The organism is Kitasatospora sp. NPDC004799 (genome assembly GCF_040609095.1).
GTDB lineage: Bacteria > Actinomycetota > Actinomycetes > Streptomycetales > Streptomycetaceae > Kitasatospora.
The window spans coordinates 10538-28838 of the sequence record NZ_JBEXJK010000058.1 but is presented as its reverse complement, the minus strand read 5'-3'; the positions used below and the strand labels follow the sequence as shown (position 1 = coordinate 28838).

Genomic DNA, 18301 nt, shown 5'->3' with positions numbered 1-18301 from the left:
GGAGCGGGTGGTCGGTGAGGGCGGCGAGCAGCGCGGGCTCGGCCCCGGCGACGACCACCGCGTGCGTACCGGCCCGGAACAGCGAGAGGTCGTTGCTGGGACGGCGTCGGCGCAGGTCCCGACCGGTGCCTCATGCGGCCGGGACGGCGGGCGGCCGACGGTGGATGGCGTTCCCGGAGCTCCTGGCGAGCAGGAGGCCGGGCCCCGTACGTCCGACACCGAAGGCCGTTTCCATGCGCGACACCCCGTCCGTCCCGACCACCGCCACCGACACCGCCACCCCCGCCGTCCCGCACGCCCGCCGCGCCCCGGTCGGCACCGCGCTCACCGGGCTGCTCGACCGGCAGGCGCGCACCCGGCCGGGCTCGCCGGCCGTCCTCGGCGAGGGCGGTGGCCTCACCTTCCAGGAGCTGGCCGGGACCGCCCGCCGGCTGGCCGCCCACCTGCGCGGCCTGGGCGCCGGCCGGGACGGCTGCGTCGGCCTCTACGTCGAGCCGTCCGTCGAGCTGGTCGCCGGGGCCTGGGGCGTGCTGTACGCCGGGGCGGGCTACCTGCCGCTGTCGCCCGAGTACCCCGAGGACCGGCTCCGCTACATGATCGAGGACAGCGGCACCCGGGTCGTGCTCACCCAGGCGCACCTGCGCGAACGGCTGGCCGGGCTGGTCCCGGCCGGGACGGCGGTCGTCACCTTCGAGGACGCCCCGCCGGTGCGGGACGCGGCGGGGGAGGAGGCCGTCGAGCCGGACGCGCTGGCCTACGTGATCTACACCTCGGGCAGCACCGGCCGGCCCAAGGGCGTGCTGATCGAGCACCGCTCGGTGGTCTCCCAGCTGCGCTGGATGCACTCCGCCGGGTACCTCGACCCCGGGGTCACCGTGCTGCAGAAGACCCCGATGAGCTTCGACGCCGCGCAGTGGGAGATCCTCGCCCCGGCCGTCGGCGCCCGGGTGGTGGCCGGCACGCCCGGCCTCTACCGCGACCCGGAGGCGCTGGTCGCTGCCGTCCGGCGGCACGGGGTGACGGCGCTGCAGTGCGTGCCCACCCTGCTCCGGGCGCTGCTGGACACCGAGGGCTTCACCGGCTGCACCGGCCTGACCCGGCTGTTCTCCGGCGGCGAGGCGCTCTCCCGGCGGCTCGCCCGCGAGCTGGGGGAGGCCCTGCCGCAGGCCGCGCTGGTCAACCTGTACGGCCCGACCGAGTGCACCATCAACGCCACCTCGCACCTGGTCGACCCGGCGGATCCGGCCGACGGCGCCGGCTCGGTGCCGATCGGCCGGCCGGTGGCCGACACCCAGTGCTACGTCCTCGACGAGGACCTGGTGCCGGTGGCCGCCGACGGCGTCGGCGAGCTCTACATCGGCGGCGTCCAGCTGGCCCGCGGCTACCTGAACCGGCCGGAGCTGACCGCGGAGCGGTTCGTCCGCTCCCCGTTCGCCGCCGACGAGCGGCTGTACCGCACCGGCGACCTCGTGCAGTGGAACCCGGACGGCACCCTCCAGTTCGCCGGCCGGGTGGACAACCAGGTCAAGCTGCGCGGCTACCGGGTCGAGCTGGACGAGATCGCCCGCGCGATCGAGGAGCACACCTGGGTGCGCCGCTCGGCCGCCGTCGTCACCGGCGACGACCGCACCGGGCACCCGAACCTGGTCGCCTGCGTGGAGCTCAACCCGCGCGAGGCCGCCCTGATGGACCAGGGCAACCACGGCGGCCACCACCAGTCCAAGGCCAGCAAGCTCCAGGTCAAGGCGCAGCTGTCCGACCCGGGCCTGCGCGACCCGGAGCGGCTGGCGGGCCGCGAGCGGGTCGCGCTGCCCGGCCGCAAGGAGACCGCGGCCCAGCGCCGGGCGGCCTTCGCCCGCAAGACCTACCGCTTCTACGACGGCGGCGCGGTCACCCGGGACGACCTCACCGCGCTGCTCGCGCCGCGCCCGGCCGGCACCTTCGGCCGCGACCCGGCGCTGCTGACCCTGCCCGAACTCGGCCGCGTGCTGCGGTGGTTCGGCCAGTTCCACAGCGAGGAGCGGCTGCTGCCGAAGTACGCCTACGCCTCGCCCGGCGCGCTGTACGCGACCCAGCTGTACCTGGAGACCGGCGGCCTGGACGGGCTCGCGGCCGGGCTGTACTACTACCACCCGGTCGAGCACGTGCTGGTCCGGATCGGGCCCGCCGAGACCCGGGCCGAGCCCTACCTGACGCTGCACTTCTCCGGGAAGCACGGCGCCATCGAGCCGGTGTACAAGAACAACATCCGGGAGGTGCTGGAGTTCGAGACCGGCCACATGCTGGGCGTCCTGGCGGAGGTGCTGCCCGGGTACGGGCTGGACGTGTGCCCGCTCGGCCTCGACCCGGCCGTCCGGGACCGGCTGGACGTCGCCGAGGAGGACCACTACCTGGGCGCCTTCTCGGTCGTCCGGGCCGGCGGCGCGGCGCGGCCCGGGTGCGTCGAGCTGTACGTCCAGGCCCACGAGGGCCGGGTGGACGGCCTGCCGGGCGGCCTCTACCGGTACGCCGACGGCGAGTTGACGCACGTCGCGGACGCGGTGGTGGAGTCCCGGCACGTGATCGCGATCAACCAGGCCGTCTACGCCCGGGCCGCGTTCGGCATCACCGCCGTCAGCCGCGCCGAGGAGGAGTGGCTGGAGTACGTCGAGCTCGGCGCGGAGCTGCACCGCCTCCAGCGCAACGGCCTCGCCCTGGGCCTCATGTCCTCCGGCTACAGCTCCAGGTCCGGCCACCCGCTGCCCGCCGCGCGCCGCATCGACGAGATCCTGGCCGGCCGCGGCATCGCCCCCGGGCCGTCGTACTTCTTCCTCGGCGGCAAGGTGAGCGAGGAGCAGATCCGCAGCGAGGGCATGTACGAGGACACCGTCCACATGAAGGGCCCGGCCGAGATCATCAAGGACGAACTGGCCACCCTGCTGCCCGACTACATGCTGCCCAACCGGGTGCTGGTGATGGACGCCCTGCCGCTCACCGCGAACGGCAAGGTGGACCTCAAGGCGCTGGCCGCCTCCGAGGCCGTCCGCACGGCCGAGGTGCGCGGCGAGTACGTCGCCCCGGCCACCGAGCACGAGCGGTGGCTGGCCGAGGCCTGGGGGACGGCGCTGCGGTACGAGGACGTGTCGGTGACGGACGAGTTCTTCGCCGTCGGCGGGAACTCGCTGATCGCCGTCGCCCTGGTCCACCGGATCAACCGGGAGTTCGGCGTCGCGCTGCCGCTCCAGGTGCTGTTCGAGTGCCCCCGGCTGGGCGACCTGGCCGCGCGCATCTCGCGCGCGCGGGGTGCCGGGGAGGCGGCCGCCTCCCGGCTGATCCCGCTGGTACCGGCGGCCCCCGGGGCGGCCGGCCGGGCGGTGTTCTGCTGGCCCGGACTGGGCGGCTACCCGATGAACCTGCGGCTGCTCGGCCGGGAGGCGAGCGCGGGCCGGGCGTTCTACGGCGTCCAGGCGCACGGCATCAACCCGGGCGAGACGTCGTACCCGACCATCCGGGAGACGGCCGCCGCCGACGTTGCCGAGCTGCGCCGGGTGCAGCCGGAGGGGCCGTACACGCTGTGGGGCTTCTCCTTCGGCGCCCGGGTCGCCTTCGAGGCGGCCTGGCAGCTGGAGCGGGCCGGGCAGCGGGTGGAGCGGCTGCTGCTGATCTGCCCCGGCAACCCGAAGGTGCGCCAGGACGACGGCCGGTCGTGGGGCCGCGAGGCCTCGTACGCCAACCCGGCCTACCTGACCATCCTGTTCGGGGTGTTCACCGGCCGGATCAGCGGCCCGGAGCTGGAACGCTGCCTGGCCGGGACGGTGGACGAGCCGACCTTCGTCGCCTCCGTGCACCGGATGCTGCCGGAGCTGTCGGAGGAGGTGATCCGTCGGATCACCCGGATCGTCGGTGAGACCTACGAGTTCGAGTACACCTTCCGCGAGCTCGCCGAGCGGCGGCTGGAGGCACCGGTGACCGTCTTCAAGGCCGCGGGCGACGACTACTCCTTCATCGAGGGCAGCACCGGCTACTCGGCCGCCCCGCCCGCCGTGGTCGACCTGGCCGCCGACCACTACGGGGTGCTGCGGGAGCACGGGGTGGCCGAGCTGGCCGCCGCGATCCGGGAGGTGGAGCGGATCGACCGTTGAGGTGGACGCGCTCACGGATGGCCCAGCATCCGTGAGCGGGGGAGCCCCTGCGGATAGGGATGGCTCGGCTCACCGCCGATCCCGTCTCCTTCCGAAGGGGCTTTCCGATGTCCGTTCCGACCTCCGCGAAGAACTCCGCCCTGGCCACGGCCTGTTGCGCCCTGCTCCTCGCCCTCCCGCTCGCCCTCGCCCAGCCGGCCACCGCCACCGGCGCCACCACCCCCGAGCAGGCCGCCACCTGCAAGGCCGTGGTCGGCAGCCTGCTCGGCGGCTTCGGCGCCATGCTCGCCGACGTGGCCTGCGTCCCCCAGCCGGCGGCCAAGGCCTGACCCTCCGGCACGGCCGTCGTCAGCGTCCGGAAATCCCCGGGCGGGCCGACCGGACGCTGACGTAGTATCCGGCCCCGTGCAGAGCGACGACACGACCACGACCACGACCGAGAGCGCCCAGGGCGCCGCGAAGCCGAGTGGCCTCCAGGCGATCTGGGCGAACACCCTGGAACCGGTCGCGCCTCTGCCCTGGTACCGGCGGGTGTCCCGCAAGGCCGTGATCGCGGGTGTCGTGGTCGTCGGCCTGTTCACCGCGCTGACCGTGGCGGCGGTGACCGGGGTGGGCGCCCCGACGCGGCACCGGATCGTGCTGGCGGACCGGCTCGGCGGCCAGGTGCGCCTCCCGGAGGAAGGCGACACCCGGGCCCTGCGCGCCGACTACGAGCGGCGGATGACAGCCCTGAGGCCGTACCGGGAGCTGACGGTGGCCGGCTACGGCGCCGAGGGGACGACCGGGACCACGCTGACCGTGGTCGGACTGACCGGCAGCTACCCGGACGTCCGGCGCGAGTTGGACAAGTACTTCGGCCGGCTGGCGGCGAGCGACATGACCCGGGAGACGGTATTCGAGCGCCAGGACTACCCGGCCGGGCCCCTCGGTGGCGCACTGGACTGCGCGGTGCTCGACCATCCGGCAGCCTCCCGGACCACCTGCGCCTGGGCCGACGGCAGCACGGTCGGGATCGTCGTCGACGAGACGGGCGAGAGCACACCCGGGGAACTGGCCCGGCGCACCCTGGACATCCGAGCCGCCGTCGAGGTCGAGGCCGAGGACTGACCGGCCCCCTCCCCGCGCCGCCGCGTCACCCGGCCGCCATGGCGGCCTCGTGGCGCTCCCGGGCGATCCGGGCCAGCACCCCACGGAGCCGGGTGACCGGCTCGTCCGGCCCGCGGGTCTTCACGGCATGACAGTTGGGGCAGAGCACGACCATGTTGGCCGGATGGTCCGGGCCGCCCTCCTTCAGGCCCCGGACGTGGTCGACCTCCACGATCGGGTCCCCGTTGCGGCCGATCTCGTGGAATCCCGGGTGGGCGCAGCCGGGGTTCTCGCAGCGTCCGCCGGCCCGCTCCAGCACGAGCGCCCGGTACACGGGCGACCGCACGGGCTCGGTCGCCCGCACCGCTTGGACGGTCGCGGCGCCGGCCCGGGCCGCCTCCTCGGCCTCAACGCGCCGACGGTAGCTCGGTGCCGGGGTCTCCGGTCGCCCGGCCGAGTCCTCCGGCTCCCGGTTCGCCCACCAGCTCGGCGGTGTCACCGCGTGGACCTTCGCCAGGTCGAAGCCGTGCTCGGTCAGCCGCCACTCGGCGCGCTTGACCTCCTCGTCGGTGAACAACTCCCTGAACCAGGGCAGGCACACCGCGAATTCGAGGCTCGCGTCGAGCCTCCCCTTCTCCCACAGCGTGGCGAAGCCCGAGGAGGTGTGCCGGTCCGAGGCCAGCAGGGACCTGGCGGCCCCGATCGGGTCGGTCCTGACCATCGTGTCGAACTGCTTCGGGTTGTACCCGATCCTCCGGAGCTCCGGTATGCCGCTCAGCAGGTAGTCCTGGAACCTGGTGCTGAGAGTGCTGTCGTGCCGCACAGTGCCGCCTCCCGGGCGCTCCGAGCCCCTCCCGTGCGCCGGTGGTGATGCTACCGGCGGGGCGGCTGCGGCGGTCAGGCGATTCGGGTCGGGGTGTCCTGGAGGGTGTGGCCGGTGGTGGTGAGGAGAGTGGTGAGGGCGGTGGGGGTGAGGGTGTGGGGGGTGCGGAGGAAGAGTTCGTCGGCGGTGGGGTGGGCGTGCAGGGAGAGCAGGGTGATCTGGTGGTCGGCGAGGGTGGTGGGGGTGTGGGCGAGGGTGGTGGTGCGCACGCGCCAGAGGGTGGTCGGCGGCGGGGCGTGGGGTGACCACCAGGTGTGCAGGAGGACGGCGGTGAGCAGGGCGAGGGCGGAGCCACCGAGGACGACCGGGCCGTCGGGGCCGTGCAGGACGACCTTCGCGATCAGGTCGGCGGCGGTGACGGACAGGAAGGCGGCGGCGAGCTCGACGGTGTCGCGGCGCCAGCGGCGGGTACGGCGGACAGAGGGCTTCGAGTGCTCCATGGCGTCCACCGTGCCCGACCGGTGTTTCCCGTTCACGACCCGGTCGTGACCTGCCGGTTAAGATCCATCACGGTGTGTTACGCGAGCAGATCGCGGGCGGCGGCCCTGACCTCGGCGAGCAGCAGGTGGAGATCCTCCTCCGTGGTGGTGGCGTTGAGGAGGCAGGCGCGGAGCATCTCGGCGGTGCCGAGGCGGGCGCCGGTGACGAACACCCGGCCGCGCCGCTGGACGGCGACCGGCAGTTCGCGGTTGAGGGCGTCGCGGGCGGCCTCGTCCAGGCCCGGGGCGCGGTGGCGGAACGCCACGATCGAGGTCTGCACCTCGGCGAGCAGCTCCAACTCCTCGTCCGCCTCGACGAGTTCACCGAGGCGACGGGCCAGTGCGGTGCACCGGGCGATGTCCCGGGCGAGGCCGGTGCGGCCCTTGTGGGCGATGGTGGCCCAGACCTTGAGGGCCCGGAAGGGGCGGGTCTGCTCGGTGCCGTACTCGGAGAACCAGCCGAGCGAGCCGGCCGCCTCGTCGCGCAGGTAGGACGGGACGAGGCTGAAGGTGCCGCGCAGCTCCTCGGTGTCGCGGACCAGCGCGCAGCCGCAGTCGACCGGGACGCCGAGCCACTTGTGCGGGTCGAGGGCGAGCGAGTCGGCGCGCTCCAGGCCGGCGTAGCGGTGGGCGACGGCCGGGTCGAGCCGGCCGAAGGCGCCGTATGCGCCGTCCACGTGCAGCCACAGGCCGTGCTCCGCGCAGAGGTCGGCGATCGGGTCGAACGCGTCCACCGCGCCGGTGCCGACGGTGCCGGCCGAGGCGACCACCAGGAAGGGCAGCAGGCCGGCCGCGCGGTCGCGTTCGAGGGCCGAGCGCAGGTCGGCGAGGTCCAGCCGGCCGTCGGGGCCGGTGGCCACGGTGCGCAGCTGCCTGCTGCCGAGGCCGAGGAGCTCGGCGGCCTTGCGGACGCAGGAGTGGGTCTCGCCGGTGACGTAGCCGACCAGCGGCGGCAGGCCCGCCAGGCCCTCCTCGCGGACGTCCCGGCCGGCCCGCCGGGCGGCGCGGTCGCGGGCGGCGGCGAGGCAGACGATGGTCGCCATCGAGGTGCCGGAGGTGAGCAGTCCGCCGCCGGCCGGGTGCGGGAAGCCGACCAGCTCGGCGATCCAGCGGACCACGGCGCGCTCCAGGTGGACGTCGGCGTGGTCGCCGCCGGCCGAGCTGGGGTTCATCGCGGCGGCGGCGAGGGTGGCGAGCACCCCGGCCGGGGCGGGGGCGGAGTTGACCCAGCCGAAGAAGCGCGGGTTGCCGTTGCCCATCGGGTGCGGCAGCACGTCCCGCCCGATGGCGCCGATCAGCTCGTCGAGCGGGCGGCCCTCGGCGGGCAGCGGGGCGTCGAGCAGGGCCCGGCGGGCGCTCTCGTCCATGGGCTGCCAGACCGGCCGCCCGGGCAGCTCGGCGAGGTAGTCGGAGACCAGGTCGGCGGTGGCGTGGGCGGCGCGGCGGAAGTCGGCGCCGGGGAGGTCCTCGGTGGTCATGGCGTGCTCCAGGGAGGCCGGGGGACGGTCGGGCGAGGCGCGGCGTCCTTGGCGCACCCTGATCAGGCGATGATCGGGCGATCCTACGCAAAGGGCCCGCGCCGTGCGGCGCGGGCCCTCATGGTGGGACGGGGAGGCCGGTCCGCGGGACCGGCGGGCGTCAGTCCAGCGAGCTGGACAGGCCGCTCGCCGAGCGGCAGTAGCCCTGCATCTCCTTGTTGGTGATCTTGGCGCAGAGCCGTCCGGCCGCGCCCCCGTCGGTGTAGTTGACCGTGTAGTAGCTGACCAGGCCCTCGGCGCAGGCCTTGCGCTGCCAGCCGTCGGCGGCGGTGGCGCACTGCTCGGCGGCCCAGTCCTCGCGGTCCAGGTTGTACTTCATGGTGCGCGAGCCGACACCGCGGCTGCAGTCCACCGCCCCGCCGCTGGCCTTGCCGTTGAGGCACCACTTGAGGGCCTCGGCGTAGACCTCGGGGTGGTTCGGGTAGTCGTGCGAGGACAGGAAGAAGGTCGGGGCGTAGAAGAAGCAGGCGGACTGGAACAGCGACGGCTGGTCCTTGCACGGGTAGAGCGGGTCCTGGGCGAGCTTGTCGGCGGGCAGGTTGGCCTTGGCCTGCTCGTCCTCCTCGTCCGGGCCGAAGAGCTGCATGAACAGGCCCTCGGAGCAGCGGATCCTGTTCTGGTCGGAGGGGAACTTGTTGCACAGGTCGCGCGCCTTGGCGACGTCCTGCTTGACCACGAACATGGTGCCGTGGCCGACGCCGTGGATGCAGGGCCCGGAGTTCTTGGGCGCGCAGAGCTTGAGCAGGTCCGTCTCGGGCTGGGTGGAGGCGTTGAGCATCTCCTCGACCGCGCCGTGCAGGTAGCCGGCCGCGCAGGTCTCGTGCGGGAAGGAGATGACCTTCTGGAAGTCGGCGTTGAAGCGCTTGACCGCCGAGTGGCCGAGCTCGTGCGCGATCGGGTGGCAGAAGCGCACGGTGTACGGCTTCTCCTTGCTGATCCGGTCGAGGTCGGCCAGGGCGACGCCGGGGTCGGTGGCGTCCATCTCGGCCATCAGCTTGTTGCGCAGCGTGGAGCGGGTCCACACCGCCGGGTCGCCGGTCGGGGTGGCGCTCGCGGGGCCGGCCGCGGCCGGCTGGGCGCCGGTGGCGGGGGCCCCGGGGGTGGCGGCGGCCCGGGTCGAGGTGGCCGCCGCGGGCGACCAGTCGGTGACGGCCACCGACCCCAGGCCCAGGACGCCCAGGAGCAGGGCGGTGAGAATCGCGAAGACTCGCGGCTGCATGACGGGATCCCCCGGCGGATCGAGATGAACGTTTCGCTCCCATCCTGACGGCACGTGAGCGGGTGGTCCGCGAATTCGCCCGCCATTCGGGAGGTGTCGGCGACGCTATCGCACGGTCGGACCGTCCGGCCCGGCGGGATGGTTCCGCACAATCACCCGAACGGAGTACGGGGGCGCGGGCGCCGTCCACTGCGCCGTCCGGGTGGCGGCGGCTGCGCCCCGGTGCTCCGGTGCTCCCTCCGGTGCTCCCTCCGGTGCTCCGGTGCTCCGGCATCCTCACGTGACGTGCACGGCCCCGGTGGTCACAGCTCCAGCGTCACCCGGTAGTCCGTCAGCCAGGCGTCGAAGTCCAGCGCCAGGTCCACGGCGAGCCGGACGGACTGCGGGTCGGTGTCCGGGGCGAGCGCGTCGGCGAGGCGCCGCCGGTCGAGCAGTTCCAGGGCCGGGGAGGTGCGCCGGGCGGCGAGCCGGGCGAGTTCGGCGCGCAGCTTGGCCGGGTAGTGCGGGTCGGTGGTGACCGGGTACGGGGCCTTCGGCCGGTCGGCGACCGCGGCCGGCAGCACGTCCCGGACGGCGGCCCGCAGCAGGCTCTTCTCCCGTCCGTCGAAGGACTTCATCGCCCACGGGGTGTTGAAGACGTACTGGACCAGCCGGTGGTCGCAGAACGGCACCCGCACCTCCAGGCCGTTGGCCATGCTCATCCGGTCCTTGCGGTCGAGCAGGATGCAGACGAAGCGGGTCAGGTTGAGGTACGAGATCTCGCGCATCCGCCGCTCCAGCGGATCGGCCGCCGGCAGGTGCGGGACCTCGGCGAGCGCCTCGCGGTAGCGGGCCCGGCGGTAGCCGTCCAGGTCGAGCTTGCGGAGCAGCTCGGCGTCCAGGAGGTGCTCGCGCGGGGTGGCCCCGCCGCCGGCGATGCCGGTCAGGCCGAGCACCCAGGGGAAGTCCTCGACGGCGACGGCCTCCGGGTCGTGGAACCAGCGGTAGCCGCCGAAGAGCTCGTCCGCGGACTCCCCGGACAGCGCGACGGTGGAGTGCCGGCGCACGCCCCGGAAGAGCAGCAGCAGCGAGGTGTCCATGTCGCCGACGCCGTTCGGCAGGTCGCGGGCGCGCAGCACGACGGAGCGCCGGGACGGGTCGGTCAGGTCGGCCGCGTCCAGCTCGACCACGCTGTGGTCGGCGCCGACGTGGTCGGCGAGCAGCCGGGCGAACGGGCCGTCCGGGGTCTGCCGGACGTCGCTGGCGTGGAAGTTCTCGCTCTGCCCGGCGAAGCCGACCGAGAAGGAGCGCACCGGGCCGGCCCCGGCGGCGTCCAGCGTCCGGGCGGCGAGGGCGGTGACGGCGCTGGAGTCCAGGCCGCCGGAGAGCAGCGAGCAGAGCGGGACGTCCGCCTCCAGCTGGCGGTGCACGATGTCGTCCAGCAGGGCCCGGACGGTGGCGACGGTGGCCTCCAGGCCGTCGCGGTGCTCGCGGGCCTCCAGCGCCCAGTAGCGGCGGGCCGTGAGGCCCTCGCGGCGCACCCGCAGGACGTGCCCGGGCCGGACCTCGTGGATGTCCCGGTACGGGGTGAGGCCGGGGGTGCGGGTGTAGCCGAGCAGCTCGCGCAGCCCGTCCAGGTCCACCACCGGACGGACGGCGGGGTGGGCGAGCAGGGCCTTGACCTCGGAGCCGAAGACCACGCCGTCCGGGGTGCGGTGGTAGTACAGGGGCTTGACGCCCATCCGGTCGCGGACCAGCAGCAGCTCCTCGCGCCGGACGTCCCAGACCGCGAAGGCGAACATGCCGTTGAGCCGCTCGGCCAGGTGCTCGCCCCACTCCAGGTAGGCGCGCAGCACGACCTCGGTGTCGCTGCGGGTGCGGAAGCGGTGCCCGGCCGCCTCCAGGTCCGCGCGCAGCTCGCGGTGGTTGTAGACCTCGCCGCTGTAGGTGAGCACGGCCAGCGTCCGGCCGTCGTGCTCGACCGTCATCGGCTGGACGCCGCCCGCGATGTCGATCACCGCGAGCCGCCGGTGGCCGAGCGCGGCGTGCGGCTCCAGGTGCACGCCGCCGGCGTCCGGGCCGCGCCGGAGCTGGGTGGCCGTCATCGCGTCGAGCACACCCCGCTCGGCGGTGAGGTCGCGCTCGAACGCGACCCATCCGGTGATCCCGCACATCCGCAAGCCTCCGGTCTTCCGCTTCGTGTTCAGGGGGTCACGCTACGTGCGGAGTTGGCGCGGCTTCAAGGGGCTTTCGGGAACGGTGGCGAACGGGCGGCCGTTCGACGGACGATTGTGAAGGAGTTGTGGATGTGGGCTGAAAGTCGTAATGTCTGCCCGATTTCGGGCAGGAACTTTGGCTTCGGCGGTCCGTCCGACCTAGGCTCCTCACTCGTGCCGAGCTCACCCCACCCTCACGAAGACCTCCTCGCCCACCTCACCCGGACCAGCCCGCTCGGGCCCCGGGAGGCGGCGCGGGTCGTGGCGGAGGTGCTGGCGTACTTCTCCGAGAGCACCGAGGAGTACGTGCGCCGCCGCCACACCGAGCTCCAGGCACGCGGTCTGACCAATGAGCGGATCTTCGCCCGGCTGGCCGAGGAGCTGCCCCAGCGCCGGGTCTCGGCGCCGGAGCTCTCGGCCCGCCAGCTGCGGCGGATCGTCTACGGCTGAGCCGTCGTCGTTCCCGGCCTCCCGGCCTTCCGGCGGTCCTCCCGACCTCCAGACCTCCCGACTTCCGAAGACTTCGAAGAGGAGACCACGCATGTGCGGAATCGTGGCCTACATCGGCCCCAAGGACGCGACCCCCTTCCTGCTGGAGGGCCTGGCGCGGCTGGAGTACCGCGGCTACGACTCGGCCGGCGTCGCCGTCACCGGGCGCACCGGGGGGATCAAGCTCCGCAAGGTGAAGGGCCGGGTCGCCGACCTGGCCGCCGCCGTGCCGGCCCGGTTCAAGGGCACCACCGGCATCGGTCACACCCGCTGGGCCACCCACGGCGTCCCCAGCGACGCCAACGCGCACCCGCACCTGGACGGCGCCGAGCGGATCGCCGTCGTCCACAACGGCATCATCGAGAACGCCGACGAGCTGCGCGCCAAGCTCACCGCCGAGGGCGCGGTGTTCCGCTCCGAGACCGACACCGAGGTGCTCGCCCACCTGGTCGCCGCGAACGTGGCCGAGGGCGTCGAGCTGGAGGAGGCGGTGCGCGCCGCGCTCGGCCGGGTGGTCGGCACCTACGGCATCGCGGTGCTCGACGCCGAGCAGCCGGACCGGATCGTCGTCGCCCGCAACGGCAGCCCGATCGTGCTGGGCATCGGCGAGAAGGAGATGTTCGTCGCCTCGGACGTCTCCGCGCTGGTCCGGTACACCCGTCAGGTCGTCCACCTGGAGGACGGCGAGCTGGCCACCGTCCGGGCCGACGGCTTCCGCACCTTCACCGAGGACGCCCGCACCACCCACCGTCAGCCGTCCACCGTGGACTGGGAGGTCGACTCCTACGACACCGGCGGCTTCGAGCACTTCCTGCTCAAGGAGATCCACGAGCAGCCCGGCTCGGTCGAGCGCACCCTGAGCGGCCGGCTGGACGAGCGCTTCGCCACCGCGCACCTCGGCGGGCTCAACCTGGACGCCCGGGAGCTGCGCGAGATCCGCCGGGTGAAGATCCTCGGCTGCGGATCGGCCTACTACGCGGGCGAGATGGGTGCGCAGCTGATCGAGGAGCTGGCCCGGATCCCCGCGCACAGCGAGCCGGCCTCGGAGTTCCGCTACCGCAACCCGGTGATCGAGGCGGACACCCTGTACGTCGCGGTCAGCCAGTCCGGCGAGACCTACGACACGCTGGCCGCCGTCCAGGAGGTCAAGCGCAAGGGCGGCCGGGTGCTCGGCGTCGTCAACACGGTGGGCAGTGCTATCGCCCGAGAGTGTGATGGTGGTATCTACCTGCACGCCGGTCCGGAGGTGTCGGTCGCCTCCACCAAGGCGTTCACCTCCACCGTGGTCGCCTTCGCGCTGCTCGCCCTGCACTTCGGGCGCATCCACGACCTGTCGCCCGCCGACGGGCGACGGATCGTCTCGGCGCTCCAGGCGCTGCCGGACCAGATCCGCGAGGTGCTGGAGCAGAGCGAGGCCATCGCCGAACTCGCCGCCGAGTACGCCGAGTCGGCGGGCATGATGTTCATCGGCCGGGTGCGCGGCTACCCGGTCGCCCGCGAGGGTGCGCAGAAGCTCAAGGAGATCTCCTACGTGCACGCCGAGGCCTACCCGGCGAGCGAGCTCAAGCACGGTCCGCTGGCGCTGATCAGCCCCGAACTGCCCACCGTGGCACTGGTTCCGGACGACGAGCTGCTGGACAAGAACCTGACCACGCTGGGCGAGATCAAGGCCCGCTCCGGGCGGGTCATCGCCGTCGCCCACCGGCGGCCGGAGGAGAAGCTCGCGGACCACTGCATCCTGGTGCCCAAGAGCGAGCCCGAGCTGGACCCGCTGCTGCTCAACATCCCGCTCCAGCTGCTGGCCTACCACGCCGCGGTCGCGCTCGGCCGGGACGTGGACAAGCCGCGCAACCTGGCGAAGAGCGTGACGGTGGAGTAGGCGTTCCGCGTCCTGGGGGAGGACGCCGGGCACGGACCCGCGGGTCCCGGTCGCTGTGCGGACGGCCGGGGCCCGCGTTCGTTCGGGCCGCCCTGGCGGTCAGAACACCGAGCACCCGGAGAGGGTGGTCAGGGTGTCCAGGGCGGCGACCGCGGCGACCGAGTTGCCGGCCTGGTCCAGGCGCGGTCCCCAGGCGCAGACGGCGGCGCGGCCCGGGAGTATGGCGAGGATGCCGCCGCCGACGCCGCTCTTGCCCGGCAGACCGACCCGGAAGGCGAACTCGCCGGCCGCGTCGTAGGTGCCGCAGGTGAGCAGCACGGCGTTGATCCGCTTGGTCTCGCTGCGGGACATCAGCCGGGTGCCGTCGGCGCGCACGCCGTAGCGGGCGAGGAAGGAACCGGCCAGCACCAGGTCGCGGCAGCTGGTGGCGATGGCGCAGTGGGCGTAGTAGTGCTCCAGGACGGTCTCGACCGGGTTCTCCAGATTGCCGTGGCTGGCGATGAAGTGGGCCAGCGCGGCGTTGCGGTGGCCGTGTTCGGCCTCCGAGGCGGCGACCACCGGGTCGGTGTCGAGCAGCGGGTTGCCGGACTCGCGGCGCAGGAACTCCCGTACCGCGCCGGAGGCGTCGCCGGTCATGGTGTGCAGGCGGTCGGTGACCACCAGGGCGCCCGCGTTGATGAACGGGTTGCGCGGGATGCCGTGCTCGGTCTCCAGCTGCACCAGGGAGTTGAACGGGTTGCCGGACGGCTCGCGGCCGACGCCCTGCCAGAGCGTGTCGCCGCCGTAGGCCACCGCGAGGGCGAGCGAGAACAGCTTGGAGACGCTCTGGACGGAGAACGGCCGCTCCCAGTCCCCGACGCCGTACAGCTCCCCGTCGACGGTGGCGACGGCCATGCCGAAGGCCTCCGGGTCGGCGGTGGCGAGGGCCGGGATGTAGTCGGCGACCCGGCCCCGGCCCGTGGTCGCCCGGGCGGCCGCCTCGGCGGCCTCCAGCAGCACCGGCCAGTCCAGGATCTCTCCGCCGGGCACACCGTTCAACGCTTCTCCTCCACCGGCACCGACTGGGGACATGACCGGGACCGGGCGCGCGGTGCGGGTGCGTCCGGTCCGACCAGGATTATCCGTGTTTCGGGCGGGGGTGTCGGGAGGGGGGTCTCGTTCGGTGCTGTGCGGTGTCGGGCGGTTGCTCACGGCGCGGTGGCTACGGCATGTCGGCTACGGCGCGGTTGCTACGGTGCGTTGGTGGGGGCCTGGACGGGCGGGCCGGTGAGCAGGGTGCCGGTGTCCGAGTACGGCCGGCCGTTGGGGACGCAGCCGTGCAGTCCCTTGATCTGCTGCATCATCACCGGCGCCGGGGCGCCCGGGCCGGGGCAGTCGACGTGGCCGTTGCCGAGGATGTGGCCGACCTCGTGGTTGATCGCGAGCGCGTGGTACAGCTCGGGCCGGCCCTGGTAGAACTCGGACAGCTCGTTCCAGCGCTTGAGGTTGATGACCACCTGGTGGGTGACGCCGCAGTTCACCCAGCCGCCGGTGTCCAGCCCGTACTGGCCGCAGATCCGGTCGGTGGACTTCGGGGTGGCCAGGTAGACGGTGAAGTCCACCGGGTCGGCGGGCATCCGCTGGAACGAGGCCGCGCCGCCGGCCGCCCAGCCCTGCTTGACGTCGCCGAGCACCGCGTCCACCTCGGCGGCGAACTGCGCCGGGCTCTCCGCGATCCCGTCCTCCACCCGTACCTTGTAGCGGTACAGGTGCTCGCCGGTGCCGAAGCGGGCGGAGCCGCCGGGGGCGGTGGTGAACGCCAGCCGGTCGTCGTCCCCGCCGTGCCACGGCTGCCACCAGAGCAGCCCGGCGGTCAGCGCCGCGACCAGCGCGAGGGCGAGCGCGCCGTGCCGGGGCGTCCAGCGGGCCGGCCGCGCCGGCGCCCTCAACGGGCCGCTCCCGCGGTGTCGGCGTGGGCGTGGACCGGGGCGGTGATGGACATCGGGGGTGCTCCAGGACGGGATCGGCGGGCCGGGGCGGCCGATCGCGGCCGGGCCGTCGCCCGGGTGTGCGAAACGGTGGTACCTGGAGGAACGGGACGGGGCGGGGCGGCGGTTCAGGACGTGGCGTGCGCCACTGGTCTGCCGGTCGGGAGGGTCGCTCTGGCGGACGGGAGGGCCGCTCTGTCGGACGGGAGGCCCGGGCGGTTCCCGGAACCGCTCGATGGTGTCACCCGGGCGGCGTGTCCCTGGGCGGCGCCGTCGGAATCCGGTGTCGTAGGGCGGGTCGACCCGCCCGGGTCGATTCGTCGGGTGATCCGTCCGGGTCGTCCCGTCCCGTCCGGCCTGCCATCGGAGGCGCCGTCATGTCCACCACCGCTGTCTTCACCGTCGACGGCATGAGCTGCGGCCACTGCGAGAAGACCGTCAGCGCCGGGCTCGCCGTCCTGCCGGGCGTCACCGACGTCAGCGCCGACGCGCCGAGCGGGCGGGTCACCGTGGCCTCCGCGCAGCCGCTGGACGAGGGGCTGGTCCGCGACGTGGTCGACGGGGCCGGGTTCACCTTCGTCGGGCGGGCCTGAGGGGCCTGAGGGCCTGAAGGGCTGAGCGGGGGCGGGGCCGGAGCCCGTCGGGTCGTCGACGGGTCCCGGTGCCCCGGTGTCCTGCTTCAGCCCATGCTCTTCGCGCCGTCCAGGGACTCGCGGATGATGTCGGCGTGACCGGCGTGCTGGGCGGTCTCGTTGGCGATGTGCAGCAGCACCCGGCGGGCCGACCACTCGGCGTCCGCCTCGAACCAGGGGGCCTTCGGCAGCGGCTGGGTGGCGTCCAGGTCGGGGAGGGTGGCCACCAGCTCGTCGGTGTGCCGGGCCACCTCCTCGTACGCGGCGAGGACGCCGGCCAGCGTCTCGCCGGGCAGCATCCGGAACTCGTCCGCGCGGCGGGCGAGGTCCTCCTCCGTCCAGTTGGTGAAGTCGGGCATCGCGGACGGGCCCTCCACGATGAACGCTGCCCAGAGGCGCTCGACGTTGGTCACGTGCTTGATCAGGCCGCCCAGACACAGCTCGCTCGCACAGGTCCGCAGGCCGGCCTGCTCGTCGGTGAGGTCGCGGGTGGTGAAGCGCAGGAAGTGCCGCTGCTTCTCCAGGGACACCAGGAGGTCGGCGCGCTCGCCGGTGAGGTTCTGGGGGGCGGTGGTCTCGGTCATCGTCATGGCCTCTCGTTCGGGTCCTGGCCTGGGTCCTGTTCCGGGTCCTGTTCCCAGGTCCTGTTTCCCGGGGACTCCCTCGGACAGGAACAACGTTACGGACGATTGCGGTCACTTCCTGTCCTGAATCCCAGGGAGAATCGATGCATGGCGAACACCAGCACCCGGACGCTGCGACTGCTCTCCCTGCTCCAGACCCACCGGTACTGGCCGGGCGGGGAACTGGCCGACCGGCTCGGCGTCTCCGTCCGCACCCTGCGCCGCGACGTCGACCGGCTGCGCGAACTCGGCTACCCCGTCGAGGCGCAGCGCGGCGTCGACGGCGGCTACCAGCTGGCCGCGGGCGCGGCGCTGCCCCCGCTGGTGATCGACGACGAGGAGGCGGTGGCCCTCGCGGTGGGCCTCCAGGCGGCGGCCGAGAGCCCGGTGGAGGGGGTCGCGGAGGCCTCGGTGCGGGTGCTGGCGAAGGTCGTCCAGGTGATGCCGGCCCGGCTGCGCCGACGGGTCGAGGCGCTGCGCGCGATGACCGTCCCGGTGGACTGGGGGACCGGGGCGGGCGCGGGCGTCGACCCGGACGTCCTGACGGTGGTCGCGCTGGCCTGCCGGGACGGCGAGCGGGTCCGGTTCTCGTACACGGCCGCCGACGGGCGCGGCACGGAGCGGCACGTCGAACCGCACCGGCTGGTCTGCCTGCACCGCCGCTGGTACCTGGTCGCGTACGACCTCGACCGGGCCGACTGGCGCAGCTTCCGCCTCGACCGCCTCGCCACCCCGTCCGGCAGCGGCGCCCGCTTCGCCCCGCGCCCCCTCCCGGCCGCCGACGCGGCGGAGTTCGTCCGCGCGGGCCTCCACGGGATGCCCCGGCCGCACCGGGTCGAGGCCCTGGTCGACGCCCCGGCGGACGCCGTCCGGGCCCGCGTCGGCCGCTGGGCCGACGTGGAACCCGTCACCCCGCACCGCTGCCGCCTGCTGATGACCGCCGACTCCCTCGACTGGCCCGCCATGGCCCTCGGCTCCCTCGGCGCCGAGTTCCAGGTCCTCGCCCCCGACGCCCTACGAACCCTGCTCACCGACTGGAGCGCCCGCTTCGCCCGCGCGGCGGAGGAGTAGAAAGTCAGCGGGGCCGACTTTTGGTGTCGGCAGCCACCCTGCTCGGGCTGGGCTGCCCCGCGGTGCCCATCCTGCGGCGCGGCTGGGCGTGATGGTGGAGTGGGAAGTCGGGCCCGCCG

The 18301-nt window shown here is 73.8% G+C and carries 15 protein-coding genes; 7 read left to right on the top strand and 8 right to left on the bottom strand.

Annotation, left to right across the window (positions count from 1 at the left end; all coding sequences use genetic code 11):
• Positions 1-233: 233 nt before the first annotated feature.
• The 3 genes from ABZW03_RS10855 (at position 234) to ABZW03_RS10845 (ending at position 5228) form a co-directional block, all read left to right on the top strand.
• The gene (locus tag ABZW03_RS10855; protein ID WP_355254812.1) at positions 234-4121 is read left to right on the top strand and encodes an amino acid adenylation domain-containing protein; all 3888 of its coding nucleotides are present in this window, start codon (positions 234-236) and stop codon (positions 4119-4121) included.
• Between the two features lie 107 nt (positions 4122-4228).
• Positions 4229-4450: a hypothetical protein gene (locus tag ABZW03_RS10850; RefSeq protein ID WP_355254810.1), complete on the top strand. Its 222-nt coding sequence runs from the start codon at positions 4229-4231 to the stop codon at positions 4448-4450.
• A gap of 76 nt (positions 4451-4526) precedes the next feature.
• The gene (locus ABZW03_RS10845) at positions 4527-5228 is read left to right on the top strand and encodes a hypothetical protein (RefSeq protein ID WP_355254808.1); all 702 of its coding nucleotides are present in this window, start codon (positions 4527-4529) and stop codon (positions 5226-5228) included.
• 25 nt (positions 5229-5253) lie between these two features.
• Here ABZW03_RS10845 and ABZW03_RS10840 read toward each other — a convergent pair whose 3' ends face one another.
• The 5 genes from ABZW03_RS10840 to asnB form a co-directional block, all read right to left on the bottom strand.
• Positions 5254-6030 carry an HNH endonuclease signature motif containing protein gene (locus tag ABZW03_RS10840; protein ID WP_355254806.1) on the bottom strand — a complete coding sequence of 259 codons (777 nt, stop codon included), beginning with the start codon at positions 6028-6030 and terminating at the stop codon, positions 5254-5256.
• Positions 6031-6104: 74 nt separating this feature from the next.
• Positions 6105-6530, bottom strand: coding sequence for a hypothetical protein (locus tag ABZW03_RS10835; protein WP_355254804.1), 426 nt, complete (start codon positions 6528-6530; stop codon positions 6105-6107).
• A gap of 77 nt (positions 6531-6607) precedes the next feature.
• Positions 6608-8047 (bottom strand): pyridoxal-dependent decarboxylase, encoded by a 1440-nt coding sequence (locus ABZW03_RS10830; RefSeq protein WP_355254802.1) that lies wholly within the window; start codon positions 8045-8047, stop codon positions 6608-6610.
• A 160-nt stretch (positions 8048-8207) separates the two neighbouring features.
• Positions 8208-9326, bottom strand: a complete 1119-nt coding sequence (locus ABZW03_RS10825; protein ID WP_355254800.1) for a hypothetical protein — start codon at positions 9324-9326, stop codon at positions 8208-8210.
• 302 nt (positions 9327-9628) lie between these two features.
• A complete protein-coding gene (gene asnB / locus ABZW03_RS10820; protein ID WP_355254798.1) occupies positions 9629-11479 on the bottom strand; it encodes an asparagine synthase (glutamine-hydrolyzing) in 1851 nt (616 codons plus the stop codon).
• Between the two features lie 216 nt (positions 11480-11695).
• On the opposite strand from asnB, the gene ABZW03_RS10815 reads away from it, so the two are divergent.
• Positions 11696-11971 (top strand): hypothetical protein, encoded by a 276-nt coding sequence (locus ABZW03_RS10815; RefSeq protein WP_355254796.1) that lies wholly within the window; start codon positions 11696-11698, stop codon positions 11969-11971.
• Between the two features lie 91 nt (positions 11972-12062).
• Entirely contained in the window at positions 12063-13889 is a 1827-nt protein-coding gene (gene glmS / locus ABZW03_RS10810; protein ID WP_355254794.1) for a glutamine--fructose-6-phosphate transaminase (isomerizing), read from the top strand.
• Between the two features lie 99 nt (positions 13890-13988).
• On the opposite strand, the gene ABZW03_RS10805 is transcribed toward glmS, so the two are convergent.
• Both ABZW03_RS10805 and ABZW03_RS10800 read right to left on the bottom strand, forming a co-directional pair.
• A complete protein-coding gene (locus ABZW03_RS10805; protein ID WP_355254816.1) occupies positions 13989-14900 on the bottom strand; it encodes a glutaminase in 912 nt (303 codons plus the stop codon).
• A gap of 218 nt (positions 14901-15118) precedes the next feature.
• Positions 15119-15817 (bottom strand): DUF3152 domain-containing protein, encoded by a 699-nt coding sequence (locus ABZW03_RS10800; RefSeq protein WP_355254792.1) that lies wholly within the window; start codon positions 15815-15817, stop codon positions 15119-15121.
• A 416-nt stretch (positions 15818-16233) separates the two neighbouring features.
• Here ABZW03_RS10800 and ABZW03_RS10795 point away from each other — a divergent pair, with 416 nt between their 5' ends.
• Positions 16234-16449 (top strand): heavy-metal-associated domain-containing protein, encoded by a 216-nt coding sequence (locus ABZW03_RS10795; protein WP_355254790.1) that lies wholly within the window; start codon positions 16234-16236, stop codon positions 16447-16449.
• Between the two features lie 86 nt (positions 16450-16535).
• On the opposite strand, the gene ABZW03_RS10790 is transcribed toward ABZW03_RS10795, so the two are convergent.
• Positions 16536-17072, bottom strand: a complete 537-nt coding sequence (locus ABZW03_RS10790) for a DinB family protein (protein WP_355254814.1) — start codon at positions 17070-17072, stop codon at positions 16536-16538.
• A 147-nt stretch (positions 17073-17219) separates the two neighbouring features.
• Between ABZW03_RS10790 and ABZW03_RS10785 the strand changes: the two genes are divergently transcribed.
• Positions 17220-18182, top strand: coding sequence for a YafY family protein (locus tag ABZW03_RS10785; RefSeq protein ID WP_355254788.1), 963 nt, complete (start codon positions 17220-17222; stop codon positions 18180-18182).
• The last annotated feature ends 119 nt before the right edge of the window (positions 18183-18301 follow it).